This is a genomic window from Mesorhizobium sp. M0904 (genome assembly GCF_040319475.1).
Lineage (GTDB): Bacteria > Pseudomonadota > Alphaproteobacteria > Rhizobiales > Rhizobiaceae > Mesorhizobium.
The window spans coordinates 1-13221 of sequence record NZ_JAMYOC010000011.1; the positions used below are offsets into that span (position 1 = coordinate 1).

Consider the following 13221-nt stretch of genomic DNA (forward strand, 5'->3'; position numbering starts at 1 on the left):
CGGCCGCCCCCGCCTGGGCCCCCCATCACCCCGAAGCAACGGGGGCTGGAGGCCGGGGTTTTTCCCCCCCCAAAACCCCACGCGCGGCGGGCAGGCCCCGCCGCTCTTATCTGGAATTCCGGTTCGGCTGTTAGTTGTTGCCGAAGAGGTTGCGGTCGGCGCCCTGAGGCGCGGACTTGGGCACATCGCCGGACGAATTCAGCAACTTGTAGATCGGCGAGTTGCTGTCACGCACCGAATATGTCTGCGTCTTGTCGACATTGACGGTCGACTGCTTGTTGATGTCGGTCCCGCCAACATTGTCGTTTTGGGCATAGGCGCCGCCGGCGGCAATTAAGAGTGCGGCGGCAGTAAGAACAATCTTTTTCATTTGGATACTCCTGGATTTTCGGATCAAAGCGGCGGGCATGCCCGCCTTGATGATGGGATCGGCTGTTAGTTGTTGCCGAAGAGGTTGCGATCGGCGCCCTGGCCGACCGGCTGCTTTTCAGCCTGATCCGACTTCTTGAGGGAGGCCGTGTACGAGCTGTCGACCGCGACGGCCGGCTGGTTGGCTCCGTTGGAACCATAATTGTCGCTGCCGGCGAAAGCGCTGCCGGTGATGGCCAAAACGGCGACGGCGGCAAGAAAGATCTTTTTCATTTCAATACTCCTGAATTTTTTCAGATCCCGGGCGGCGGATATGCCCGCCGCCCTGATGCTGGGATCGGCTGTTAGTTGTTGCCGAAGAGGTTCCGGTCGGCGCCCTGGACAGGCTGCTTGTCAGCATCAGCCGGTTTCTGAATGGAAGCCGTGTACGAGCTGTCGCCCGAGGCGGCAGGCTGGTTCGCACCATTGGAACCATAATTGTCGCTGCCGGCGAAGGCGCTGCCGGTGATGGCCAAAACGGCGACGGCGGCAAGAGCGATCTTTTTCATTTTTAGTACTCCAGTATCTTAGTCTCAGTCCGTCTAGCGGCGTGTCTTGGGAGGAGTTCGCGTCGTTCGGACCGCCCCGATGTGGGAAAGCCAATGGCCAGTTTCCAATCACGAAGTTGTTTGGTGTGGACCAAGAATCTACACCTTGAAATTGTGCCACGGACTCCCTCCGCCACATTTTTACCGTTTAATGTCAACAAGATAGCCCATCGCCTCGGTCTGACTGCAATGGGACTTGGAAGGCAGCGTTCACAGCGTCCTGCACGCATTGTCAACAGAAACGAACCGTTCGGTTCGATTTTTTAAACCGATAAAAGTCGCAGCCGGGGTTGTTTGTCGAATCGTTAACCATTTCAGCCAAGCGCGGCCTCGCCGTTCTGCCGGTTTTCGGCCCGTTTAGGCCGGCCGGCAAAGGCAGCAACCGGGCAAGCAGAACCGGGTCAGACCCCGTAGCGTTCGGTGCGGATGAGAGCCGCAGGCACCCCGGCATCGATCAGTGCCTCGGCGGCGGCCGTCACGAATGCGTTCGAGCCGCAGACAAAGGCCAGCTTCGGCGGCGCGGGCAACCTGGTCATGGCTTGCACCATCATCGCGGCGTCGACCCGCCGCGCATAATCCGCCGGACGGCGGGCCGGCTCGCGCGTCAGCGTCAGCACCAGGTCGAAGCCATCCCGGCGCTCGGCGAGGTCGATCAGCTCATCGCGAAAGATCACCTCGTCCCAGACCCGCGCCGAAACCACCAGGGCGGCGGCAACCAGCGACCCCCGCATCGCCCGGTGACGGACCATCGACATCAACGGCACCACGCCCGACCCACCGCCGACGAGCAGGAGCGGTCCGCCATCGCCGTCGGACCAGACGAAATGGCCGCCGAGCGGCCCGCGCAATTCGAACTCGTCGCCCACCGCCGCGATCTCGTGAAAGAACGGCGAGACCTCCCCGTCCTCGAGTTTTTCAATCGCCAGCTCGATGGTCTCGCCGGTCTCCGGTGCCGAGGCGATGGAGTAGGAGCGCCGCGCCTGATAACCGTCAGGCGCCGTCAGCCTGACATCTACATGCTGTCCGGCACGGTAGGCGAAGGGCCGCGACGGCTGCAGGAAAAAGCTGGTGACGCGCGGCGTGCGCTTTTGGATGCGGGTGATGGTCACTATCTGCCAGGGCGACTGCGCCGCCGGTGCGTCGCTCATGGATCGTTCGTGTAGCGCTGCTCGCGCCACGGGTCGCCATAGATATGATAGCCTCGCAACTCCCAGAAACCCGGCTCGTCACGCTCGGTGAACTGCAGCCCGTTCAGCCATTTGGCCGATTTCCAGAAATAGAGATGCGGAACGAGCAGCCGCGCCGGGCCGCCATGGTCGGGGGTGATCGGCTTGCCCTCGTAAAGCAGCGCCACCATCGCCTTGCCGCCGGTGAGATCCTTCGTCGGCACGTTGGTGGAATAGCCGTCGAAACCCAACGCCAGCGTGAAGGCGGTGGGCGGCTCGATGCCGGCGTCGGCAAGGATGTCGTCGACCAGCACGCCCTGCCACGCCGTGTCGAACTTGGTCCATGCGGTGACGCAATGGATGTCGCGCGTCATCTTGGTCAGGGGCAGCGCGTTGAACTCGGCCCAGTTCCACTTCTTGATCGGCCGCGGCCCGTGCTTAAGCGTGAACGACCAATCCTCGGTGCGCACATGCGGCGTCGGGCCGGCCGACAGGACCGGGAAACCTTGCTCGAGATATTGCCCCGGCGGGATACGTGCACCCGTATCCGTCGGCGGCTTTCGTCCGGAAGAGAAGCCTCGGGTAGCCATCGAGAATATCCGTTTGCGCAAGGTCCAATCGACCTTTGTCAGTTTTCTCGAAGACGCGCGCGCGGGCAACCGAAATCTTGGCTCGGCCTGGCGGCAATGCCTCCATCGATCTTGGCAGCGCGGCGCCTGCCTCAGCCACTGGCGAAGGGGACGGCGACAAACATCTGGGCGTCGCCGCGCTGGACAAGCAGCAGCACCGATTTCTTGCCGGATTTGGCAGCCTGCACGATCGCCTGGTTAGCCTGCCTGGCGCTTCTCACCGGATGCTGGTCGACGGCGACGATGATATCGCCGGGCTGGATGCCGGAAGCCGATGCCGCCTTGTTCGGGTCGACGCGCTCGACCAGTGCGCCGTGCTGGTTGCCTGCCAGGTTCATTGCCTGGCGTACATCCGGGGTGACATCCATCAGGCGCAGACCGAGCGCCGGTGCACGGAGGCCCTGCTCCGTCGACGGCTGACCCTGATCGCCGGTCACCGATCCCGTTGCCATGTCGTCTTCGTTGCGCCCGATCTCGACCGAGATCTGCAGGCTTTGGCCCTTGCGCCAGACATTGAGGGTTTCCCTTGTGCCGGGCGCAACGTCGGCGACAGCGCGCGACAGGTCCCTTGGGTCCTTTATGTCGCGATCGGCGAAGCTGGTGATGACGTCGCCGGTCTCGATGCCGGCCTTGGCGGCCGGCGATCCGTCGCTGACCTGCGCGACGAGCACGCCGGCGGGGTGATCGAGGCCGATGGCGCTCGCCATATCAGGCGTCACCGGCTGGATCTGGACGCCGAGGTAGCCGTACTGGATGGAGCCGCCCTTCATCAGCTTGGCGACGACCTTTTGCGCCTGGTCCGAGGGGATGGCGAAGCCGACGCCGACGCTGCCGCCATTCGGCGAAAAGATCGCCGTGTTGATGCCGACGACATTGCCGTTCACATCCGTCAGCGGGCCGCCGGAATTGCCCCGGTTGATCGGTGCGTCGATCTGGATGAAGTCGTCAAACGGCCCGCTGTGCAGGTCGCGGCCGCGCGCCGAGACGATGCCGGCCGTCACCGTGGTGCCAAGGCCGAAAGGATTGCCGAAGGCGAGCACCTGGTCACCCGGCATGAGCTTGTCGGAATCGCCTCATCTGACGGTCGGCAAGGGCTTGCCGGCTTTGACCTTGAGCACGGCAAGATCGTTCTTGGCGTCATGGCCGATCAATTTGGCGGGAAGCTCGGTGCCGTCGTCGAGCGTCACCTTGATCGATTGGGCGCCATCGACAACGTGATTGTTGGTGACGATGGTGCCGTCGCTGGCGACGATGAAGCCTGAACCGAGCGCCTCGGTGCGCGGCGCCTGTTCCGGCGGTGTTTTGGGAGCGGGCAATCCCTGGTCACCGAAGAAATGGCGGAAATAGTCGTCGAAAGGGGAGGTTCCGCCAAAGGGAGAGGCGTCGCTCATGGTGTCGGGCTGTTGTACTTTCATGACCGTCGTGATGGTCACCACCGCCGGCTTATCGGCCGCCACGACCGGCGCGAACGAGCCGCTCGGCGCCGTCATGCCGGTGACGGGAGGGGTGACCGTTGCCGCCAGGACATCATTCAGCCTGGGAGCGAGAGGCAGAGCGAAAGGGCTGACGATCAGCGCTGCGCCCAGCAGAGCGGCGACGCGATGTCTGCGAAGGGTCAGGATTGGTGACATGGCCGTTGTCCGGGCGAGAGATTGGTGAAGCGCCCTAACGTTCCGTCACCGGAACAATTCATCGGCGCGTCGGTCGTCGGCCTTGCCTGTCTCGCCTGTCAGGCAGCCGACCGGATCGACAGCCCCGCATCTAGGGCGCCGATCATGGTTTCCAGATAATGTTACGAAGATTTAATTTTCGGCTGGCAACCGCCGTGCCGGGCTGGCGCCGAAACCCGAAAACAAAAACCCGCCTTGCGGCGGGTCGTTGGGGCAAATCAGCACCATACCCAAATTACTAGCATAGCTGCCGGCACAAAGCAAGAACAAAATAGCTACCCAAGCCAAATAGCTTCAGGCCCCCCTCACTGCCCCGCCAAGGCTTCTATGCCGCTGTCCCGTCCGTTCGCCTGAGATACGCCGAGGCGATCTCGCGCATCCGCCTGCCGTCGAAGCTCGGTCCATGGCCGCCATGACCGATCCGGATCGGCAGGTCGAGCAGTCGCTGCATGGTGCGGCGGTAGGCGGCACGATCGGAATCCGGCAGGTCGTCGATCAGTGTGGCGTCATAGATGGCGTCGCCGGCGAAGAACAGGCCGTCTGCCTCATCGAACAGCGCGATCGAATCCGGAGAGTGGCCGGGCAGGTGCAGGACGCGGAATTGCCGGTCGCCGAGGTCGATCCTATCGCCCTCGTCCAGGGTCCGGTCCAGCGGCGCCGGTGGAATCCTGTAATCGGCCGCTTTCCAGCCCTTTGCCGGCAGTCTGGAGACGGCGCCTTCCAGATCATGGAACATGTAGGCGTAGGTCACCGCTTCGTCCATGCTGTCGAACTGCGTGGCGCTGTGGCGCGGACCTGCCCGTAACGGAAACTCGTGCAGCGAGCCGACATGATCGAGATGGATATGCGTGGCGACGACGAGCAGCGGCTTGCCGGCCGGCGTGTCGATCTGCGGCGCCAGCGGGCAGATCCCCATGCCGGTGTCGACCAGCAGGTCGACATCGCGGCCGCGCACATGCCAGATGTTGGCGCGCACGAAATCATGCACGAAGGGCTCGGTCAGCATCATCGTGTTGGCGTCGACGATAGTTTTGCTGAACCAGCTGTCCATCAGATCAAGGCCGGCATCAGACGAACGGCTTACCAACCCTGTACTTTCGCGGAACCAGCCGCTTCAGATAGGCCATGCCCGCATCGGACAGCCGGTTGACGTCGGGCAGCATGAAATCATCCGGCATATGGCGCGTCTTGCCGGCGACGTTCTTCAGCGGCACCTTCTTCAGTACGGTTTTTTTGCCGTCATATTGCAGCGCCACCGAACCGCCGCCCTCGTCGGCCACGGTGACGGCGAAGGCACCGGCATCGAAGGCCTCCTGCGCGTCCACCGCGCTGATGGCGCCGACATAGCCGCGCGGCATATAGCCGAGCGCATCGACGCGCGCCCGCTTGCCCGGCAATCCTTCGGCGAGCGCGCGCTCCAAGGCTGCCGGCAGGTCGCTGCCCGACAGCTTGACGTTGCCGTGCTGGTCGCGCTCCAGCCTTTCCGGCGGCACCAGGCTTTCGACCAGCGCCTTGCCGTCGGCGGTGCTGACGCCTTCGGAGACGGCAACGATGCAGCGCTTGTGGCGGTCGAGCGTGGCGCGCACGTCGTCGATGAAACCGGCCGCCGAGAACGGCCGCTCCGGCACGTAGACGAGATGCGGGCCGCTGTCCTGGTCGAGCTGCCAGGCCGCGGATGCGGCCGTCAGGAAACCGGCATGCCGCCCCATGACGATGCCGACATAAATGCCCGGCAAAGCGCGGAAATCGAGATCGACCGAAAGAAACGCGCCGGCGACGAACTCGGCCGCCGACATGAAGCCGGGCGTATGGTCGTTCTCCTCGAGATCGTTGTCGATGGTTTTCGGCGCGTGAACGAAGGCGATCTTGCCGCCGGCGGCGTCGGTGAGGATCTGCTGCGTGCCCGAGGTGTCGTTGCCGCCGATATAGATGAAGGCATCGGCGCCGGCTTTCTTCAAGCCGCTGAGGATGAGGTCGCAATAGGCGGCATCCGGCTTGTCGCGCGTCGAACCGAGCGCGGCGCTCGGTGTCGCCGCGATCAGCCGCAGGCGGTCCTCGGGGATGGCGGAAAGATCGACGTAATTGCCGTCACGAATTCCGCGCACGCCGTGGATGGAACCAAGCACCTTGGCGCCGGGATGCCGCTTGCGGATTTCGAGCGCAGCACCCACCACGGTCTGGTTGATGACGGCGGTCGGGCCGCCGCCTTGCGCGATGACAAAAGTTCCGGCCATTGTTCACGTCTCCCGGGCGATGAAATCGCAGGCACTTTCGCCTGTCTTGCGGCATCGCGCAACGGCAGAGTGATCGCTGAAGGCGAAGCCGCCGTTCAGACGACGACGACCGGGTTTTTCTTGGAGACGCGGCTGTAGAGATCGATGATGTCCTGGTTGATCAGGCGCACGCAGCCCGACGACATCGCCTGGCCGATGCTCCACCATTCGGGCGAGCCGTGGATGCGATAACCGGTGTCGCTGCCGTTCTGATAGATGTAGAGGGCACGCGCGCCGAGCGGATTGTCGAGGCCGCCCGGCTGTCCGCCTTGCCACTTCACCAGTTCCGGCCTGCGGGCGATCATCTCGGGCGGCGGGGTCCAGACCGGCCATTCCTTGCCGTACTGGATGTTGGCGCGTCCGGACCAGCGGAATCCGTCCTTGCCGATACCGACGCCGTAACGGATCGCCTCGCCGCCGGGCTGCACCAGATAGAGCAGCCGTTCCTGCGAGTGAACGACGATGGTGCCGGGCTGCTCGCCGGTCGGATCGACGACGATCTGGCGGCGAAACTCCGGCTTGATCTTGAGGTAGGGCACCTCCGGCACGTTGAAGCCACCGTCGGTAAGCGAAGCATACATCACGTCGGGGCTGGTGATGTTCTTGTCGACGCTGATGCTCGGACGGACGGGCCGGATCGAGCCGGTGGTGACGTCGTCGAGCTGGAGCGACGGCAGATCCAGCGTCTGGCTGCAGCCTGTGACGCCGAGCAGCGCCAGCGCGCCGGCGCCGGACAGCACCGTGCGGCGGGAAAGCTGTAGTTCGGTTTCGATTGCGTCGCCATTATGCGGCAGCGACAGACCGTGCGGCAACTCACGCATTTACCCAAACCCTACGCTGTCGGCGGGAAACACGGTCCGGCCGGATAGCAGGCATTTTCACCAATCATGGTTGAAAAAGCGTGAAGGCCAGCCGCCTGGCGTTAACGAGGGGCTTTTTCGATTCTTGCCTCTTTACATCTGCGCGAGGCCAAGGATTTATCCTCTCCTTTAAGCTCAAGGAGAAGAAAATGTCCTTCGAAAACTGGGCCGCGTTTGCCGCTGCCTCGGCAGTCCTTCTGGTCATTCCAGGCCCGACCATCCTGCTGGTGGTTTCCTATGCACTCGGCCAAGGCTGGCGCACCGCGCTGCCGATGGCAGTCGGCGTGGCGCTCGGCGACTTCACCGCGATGACACTGTCGATGCTGGGCATCGGCGCGCTGCTGGCGGCGTCGGCCACCGTATTCACGGTGCTGAAGGTGATCGGGGCCTTCTATCTGATCTATCTCGGCATCAAGCTGTTTCGCGCCGGCGGCGCGCTCCGGGCCGAACCGCGCACCGATGCGGTGTCATCGGCGAAAATGGCGGCGCATGCCTGGCTGGTTACTGCGCTCAATCCGAAAAGCATCACCTTCTTCGTCGCCTTCCTGCCGCAGTTCCTCGACCGGCACGCGGATTTCTGGACACAGATGCTGATCTTCGAGATGACCTTCCTGACGCTCGCCTTCGCCAACGCCTTCGGTTATGCGCTGATCGCCGCAAGGGCGCGCAACGTCGTGCGCAATCCAAAGGCGATCCGCATCTTCAACCGCACCGGCGGCACGCTGCTGGTCGGCGCAGGCATCGCCACGGTGGCGATGCGATCGGGCAACTGAGGACAAGCCATGGCGGTCAGGGATGCATTCGGCCTGACACTGTCTGGCGCGACGGAGGCCGGGTTTTCGTCCTACAGCCAGGCCGTGCGCGAATTGCAGTGCTTCATCGGCGATCCGGTCGGCTCCATTGACCGGGCAATCGCCGACGATCCCGGCTTCGTCATGGCGCAGGTGTTCAAGGGTTATCTCTTTGGCCTCGCCACCGAGCGTGAGGCGACGGCGGTGGCCAAGGCATGTCACGAGGCGGCGCTGCCGCTTGCCGCGACGACACGCGAGCAGGCGCATGTCGCCGCCCTTGGCCACCTTGCGGAGGGACGCTGGCACGAGGCCGCCCGCGTGCTGGAGGATATCGCCATCGAGTTTCCGCTCGATGCGCTGGCGCTGCAGACCGGGCACCAGATCGACTTCTTCACCGGCAACGCGCGCATGCTGCGCGACCGCATCGGCCGCGCGCTGCCGTCCTGGCAGAGCGGCATGCCGGGCTATCACGCCATACTCGGCATGCAGGCCTTTGGCCTGGAGGAAATGGGCGATTACGCGCGCGCCGAAAAACTTGGCCGCACGGCGGTCGATATCGAGCCGCGCGACGGCTGGGCCCAGCATGCGGTGGCCCATGTCATGGAGATGCAGAGCCGGCAAAAGGACGGCATTCTGTGGATGCGCGCCAATCCCGAAGCGTGGACGCGGGAAAGTTTCCTGCAGGTGCACAATTGGTGGCACCTGGCACTGTTCCACTACGATCTCGGCGAAATCGACGAGGTGCTGGCGCTCTATGACGGGCCGATCTATGGCGAGCGCTCGACGCTGGCGCTCAACATGGTCGATGCCTCGGCGATTCTGTGGCGGCTGCATCTCGGCGGCGTCGATGTCGGCAGCCGCTGGGCGGCGCTCGCCGCCAACTGGTTGCCCAAGGCCATCGCCGGCCATTATGCCTTCAACGACGCCCACGCAATGATGGCGTTTGTCGGTGCCGGCCTCGACGCGCCGGCCAGCGGCTTGCTCGAGGCGCAGCGCGAGGCGATGCTCGGCAAAGACGACAACGCCGGTTTCACCCGGGATGTCGGCCATCCCCTGACGCTCGCCATCAAGGCATTCGGCGAGGGCAATTATGCCGGGGCGATACGCCTGATCCGGCCGATCCGGGCGATCGCCCATCGCTTCGGCGGCAGCCACGCCCAACGCGATGTCATCGACCTGACGCTGATCGAGGCGGCATTGCGTTCCGGTGATGGCGCGCTGGCGAGGGCGCTTGCGGCGGAACGCGCGCTGGCACGGCCGGACAGCCCGTTGTCGGCACTGTTTTCACGGCGCGCAATCGCTCTCACGGCGAATTGACCAAGATTAAATCTTGCCTTAAAAACTGCCCCGGCCAGATTTTTTCGAGTGTCGAAAAAATCTTCGCGTGTTGACTGGAGCGTTTTTCCGGCAGCACGATTGCCGGGATATCTTCGCCGCTCGTGTCGCAGGACTAGGCTGGGAAGCAAGAAAGACCGTCGCCGCCAGGCCTGACGGACATGGGAGGAAGCATGTATCTCGGCCTCGATCTCGGCACGTCGGGCGTCAAGGCGCTGCTGATCGATGCAAGGCAGGGCATCGTCGGCTCCGGCCACGCGCCGCTCGATGTGTCGCGCCCGCATCCCGGCTGGTCCGAGCAGAACCCGGCCGACTGGATTCGCGCCTGCGAAGCGGCGATCGCCGAGCTGAGGTCCATGCATGCGAAGGAGCTCGCGGCGGTCAAAGGCATCGGCCTTTCCGGCCATATGCATGGCGCCACCCTGCTAGATGCCGCCGACCAGGTGCTGCGCCCCTGCATCCTGTGGAACGACACACGCAGCCACGCCGAGGCGGCTGCACTCGATGCCGACCCGCGCTTTCGCAAGCTGACCGGCAACATCGTCTTTCCCGGCTTCACCGCGCCAAAGCTCGCCTGGGCGAAAAACAACGAACCGGCTGTTTTTGCCAAGGTGGCAAAGGTCCTGCTGCCGAAGGACTTTTTGCGGCTCTGGCTCGCCGGCGACCATATTTCGGAAATGTCGGATTCGGCTGGCACGTCGTGGCTCGATGTCGGCAAACGCGCCTGGTCCTCCGAACTGCTCGCAGCGACGTCGCTCGACGAAAGGCAGATGCCGTCATTGGTCGAAGGCACGGCCAAGGCCGGTGCCTTGCGCGGCGAACTGGCTGCGAAATGGGGCATGCAGACGGGCATTCCGATCGCCGGCGGCGCCGGCGACAACGCGGCCTCGGCCTGCGGCATGGGCACGGTCGGCGCCGGCCAGGCTTTCGTCTCGCTCGGCACGTCGGGCGTGCTTTTTGCCGCCAACGCGTCCTATCTGCCCAATCCGGAAAGTGCGGTGCACACCTTCTGCCACGCACTGCCCGGCACCTGGCACCAGATGGGCGTCATCCTGTCGGCAACCGATTCACTCAACTGGCTGTCGGCAATTGCGGGAAAAAGCGCCGTCGAGTTGACCGCCGAACTCGGCGATGCGCTGCAGGCGCCGACCGGTGTCTCCTTCCTGCCGTACCTGTCAGGTGAGCGGACGCCTCACAATGATTCCGTCATTCGGGGCGCCTTTACCGGGCTTGCCCACGAGTCCGGCCGCGCGGCGCTGACCCGGGCCGTGCTCGAAGGCGTCGCCTTCGCCTTCCGCGACAGCCTCGAAGCCCTGGCCAAAGCCGGCACGACGCTGACCCGGGTGACGGCGATCGGCGGCGGCTCGCGTTCGCGCTACTGGCTGAAGGCGATCGCCACAGCGCTTGGCCTGCCAGTCGATATTCCAGCCGACGGCGATTTCGGCGCCGCCTTTGGCGCCGCCCGGCTTGGCCTGATCGCGGCGACCGGCGCCGATCCGCGCGCCGTGTGCACGGCGCCAGCGACGGACGCCACGGTCGAGCCGGTCGCCGCCCTCGGCGGTGCCTATGCAGAGGCCTATCAGCGCTACCGCCAGCTTTACCCGGCGATCAGGAGCGCCACGGCGTGAGCGATTTCCCGCCCTCGCCGTGGCCTGCCGAGAAGGCCTTACTGTGCCGGCACCTTGTCGAGAAAGCCGGTGACGCTTTTCAGCCGGCCATTTTCGATGACGCCGATATCGGTGCCTTCGATGACGGACTCGACGCCTTCCGGCCCGAGATTCCAGGAGAAACGGATGGTATCGGCGAAGCCGTCCGGCTTGCCTTTCAGCGAGAACCTGAAGCCGGCAAAGCGCTGCTGCACGCCTTCGATCAGCGCAGCGATGCCGTCATGGCCGTCGCCCTGCATGATCGGATCGCGGTAGCCGACGTCCTCGGTGAAGGTCGCCTCGAGCAAGGCTTTCCTGCGTGCGGCGTCGCTCTCGTTCCAGGCGGCGATGTAGTTTTCGGCAATGGTGTTGAGGTCGGTCATGGTCTGTCTCCTTCGTTGGGTGGCTTTGACATGAGCCTTTTCGACCAGCGCCAGCGCGAAACCAATTACGCCTGAGGTAATCAGGCCGAACCATGCGAGAGGAAAAGAACATGAGCAGCGGTTTTTTCGGCGACATCCAACAGATCAAATACGAGGGACCGGATTCGACCAATCCGCTGGCCTACCGGTTCTACAATCCCGACGAGATTGTCGCCGGCAAGCGGCTCGAAGACCATCTGCGCTTTGCCGTCGCCTATTGGCATTCCTTTGCCTGGCCGGGCGGCGATCCGTTCGGCGGCCAGACATTTGACCGGCCGTGGTTTCCGAAGGCCGGCAGCACCGACACGATGGAGTTGGCCAAGCTCAAGGCCGACGTCGCCTTCGAGATGTTTTCGTTGCTGGGCGCGCCTTATTTCTGCTTCCACGATGCCGACGTGCGGCCGGAGGGCCGGGACTTTTCCGAAAGTGCGGCGCGGCTCGACGAGATCGCCGATTATTTCTCGGAAAAGATGAAGCAGACCGGCGTCAAGCTGTTGTGGGGCACGGCCAACCTGTTCTCCAACCGCCGCTTCATGTCGGGCGCCGCCACCAATCCCGATCCGGACGTCTTTGCCTATTCGGCGGCGACGGTGAAACACTGTATCGACGTCACCAAGCGTCTGAACGGCGAGAACTACGTGCTGTGGGGCGGCCGCGAGGGCTATGAGACGCTGCTCAACACCGACCTTGCCCGCGAGCAGGAACAGGCCGGCCGTTTCCTCAATCTGGTCGTCGATTACAAGCACAGGATCGGCTTCGAAGGCACCATCCTGATTGAGCCGAAGCCTCAGGAGCCAACCAAGCACCAGTATGATTACGACGTCGCCACCGTCTATGGCTTCCTCAAGCGTTTCGGACTGGAGAATGAGGTCAAGCTCAACATCGAGCAGGGCCACGCCATCCTGGCCGGCCATTCGTTCGAGCATGAACTGGCGCTGGCCAATGCGCTGGGAATCTTCGGCTCGATCGACATGAACCGCAACGACTACCAGTCGGGCTGGGACACCGACCAGTTCCCCAACAATGTGCCGGAGATGGCTCTCGCCTACTATCAGGTGCTGCAGGCCGGCGGCTTCAAGACCGGCGGCACCAATTTCGACGCCAAGCTCAGGCGCCAGTCGCTCGATCCGCAGGATCTGCTGATCGGCCATATCGGCGGCATGGATTGCTGCGCTCGCGGCCTCAAGGCGGCAGCGCGCATGGTCGAGGACAAGGCGCTGTCCGGCCCGCTCGCCGAGCGCTATGCCGGCTGGGATTCGGCCGAAGCCAAGGCGATGCTTGCCGGCAAGCGCACGCTGGAGGAAATTGCCGAGCGCGTCGTCAAGGAGAAGATCAAGCCGCAGCCCAGATCCGGTCGTCAGGAACTACTCGAAAACGTCGTCAACCGGTACGTCTGAGGCATACCATCCCGCGGCCGCATTGTTCAGCGGCCGCGGGATAAAGACGACTTTCCGCGGGGCTGACACCGACAAG

13 protein-coding genes and 1 pseudogene are annotated in these 13221 nt (G+C 63.9%); 4 read left to right on the forward strand and 10 right to left on the reverse strand.

Features of this window, described 5'->3' with window-relative positions:
• Nucleotides 1-130: 130 nt before the first annotated feature.
• From NKH80_RS13195 to NKH80_RS13235, 9 genes and pseudogenes are all read right to left on the reverse strand, one after another.
• A complete protein-coding gene (locus NKH80_RS13195) occupies nt 131-370 on the reverse strand; it encodes a DUF680 domain-containing protein (RefSeq protein ID WP_352700926.1) in 240 nt (79 codons plus the stop codon).
• Nucleotides 371-435: 65 nt separating this feature from the next.
• Entirely contained in the window at nt 436-642 is a 207-nt protein-coding gene (locus NKH80_RS13200) for a DUF680 domain-containing protein (RefSeq protein ID WP_254815995.1), read from the reverse strand.
• A 71-nt stretch (nt 643-713) separates the two neighbouring features.
• Entirely contained in the window at nt 714-917 is a 204-nt protein-coding gene (locus tag NKH80_RS13205) for a DUF680 domain-containing protein (protein ID WP_352480241.1), read from the reverse strand.
• A 440-nt stretch (nt 918-1357) separates the two neighbouring features.
• Complete coding sequence (locus tag NKH80_RS13210) at nt 1358-2104, reverse strand: FAD-binding oxidoreductase (RefSeq protein ID WP_352480240.1); 747 nt, start codon at nt 2102-2104, stop codon at nt 1358-1360.
• A complete protein-coding gene (locus NKH80_RS13215) occupies nt 2101-2712 on the reverse strand; it encodes a molybdopterin-dependent oxidoreductase (protein ID WP_352480239.1) in 612 nt (203 codons plus the stop codon). The genes NKH80_RS13210 and NKH80_RS13215 overlap by 4 nt, the downstream gene beginning before the upstream one ends.
• A gap of 131 nt (nt 2713-2843) precedes the next feature.
• Nucleotides 2844-4382: pseudogene (locus NKH80_RS13220) on the reverse strand (DegQ family serine endoprotease).
• A gap of 364 nt (nt 4383-4746) precedes the next feature.
• Nucleotides 4747-5472, reverse strand: a complete 726-nt coding sequence (locus NKH80_RS13225) for an MBL fold metallo-hydrolase (protein ID WP_352991907.1) — start codon at nt 5470-5472, stop codon at nt 4747-4749.
• Nucleotides 5473-5488: 16 nt separating this feature from the next.
• Nucleotides 5489-6655, reverse strand: coding sequence for a diphosphate--fructose-6-phosphate 1-phosphotransferase (locus NKH80_RS13230; protein WP_352991909.1), 1167 nt, complete (start codon nt 6653-6655; stop codon nt 5489-5491).
• Nucleotides 6656-6750: 95 nt separating this feature from the next.
• Complete coding sequence (locus NKH80_RS13235; protein ID WP_352505924.1) at nt 6751-7515, reverse strand: L,D-transpeptidase; 765 nt, start codon at nt 7513-7515, stop codon at nt 6751-6753.
• A 188-nt stretch (nt 7516-7703) separates the two neighbouring features.
• Here NKH80_RS13235 and NKH80_RS13240 point away from each other — a divergent pair, with 188 nt between their 5' ends.
• The 3 genes from NKH80_RS13240 to xylB all read left to right on the forward strand — a co-directional run bounded on the left by NKH80_RS13240 (nt 7704) and on the right by xylB (nt 11308).
• The gene (locus NKH80_RS13240; RefSeq protein ID WP_352751845.1) at nt 7704-8327 is read left to right on the forward strand and encodes a LysE family translocator; all 624 of its coding nucleotides are present in this window, start codon (nt 7704-7706) and stop codon (nt 8325-8327) included.
• Between the two features lie 9 nt (nt 8328-8336).
• A complete protein-coding gene (locus NKH80_RS13245; RefSeq protein ID WP_352751843.1) occupies nt 8337-9662 on the forward strand; it encodes a tetratricopeptide repeat protein in 1326 nt (441 codons plus the stop codon).
• Between the two features lie 191 nt (nt 9663-9853).
• Nucleotides 9854-11308 carry a xylulokinase gene (gene xylB / locus NKH80_RS13250; RefSeq protein WP_352754353.1) on the forward strand — a complete coding sequence of 485 codons (1455 nt, stop codon included), beginning with the start codon at nt 9854-9856 and terminating at the stop codon, nt 11306-11308.
• Nucleotides 11309-11346: 38 nt separating this feature from the next.
• Here xylB and NKH80_RS13255 read toward each other — a convergent pair whose 3' ends face one another.
• A complete protein-coding gene (locus NKH80_RS13255) occupies nt 11347-11709 on the reverse strand; it encodes a nuclear transport factor 2 family protein (protein WP_352505928.1) in 363 nt (120 codons plus the stop codon).
• A gap of 110 nt (nt 11710-11819) precedes the next feature.
• Between NKH80_RS13255 and xylA the strand changes: the two genes are divergently transcribed.
• Nucleotides 11820-13145 (forward strand): xylose isomerase, encoded by a 1326-nt coding sequence (xylA, locus tag NKH80_RS13260; RefSeq protein ID WP_352505929.1) that lies wholly within the window; start codon nt 11820-11822, stop codon nt 13143-13145.
• Nucleotides 13146-13221: the final 76 nt, after the last annotated feature.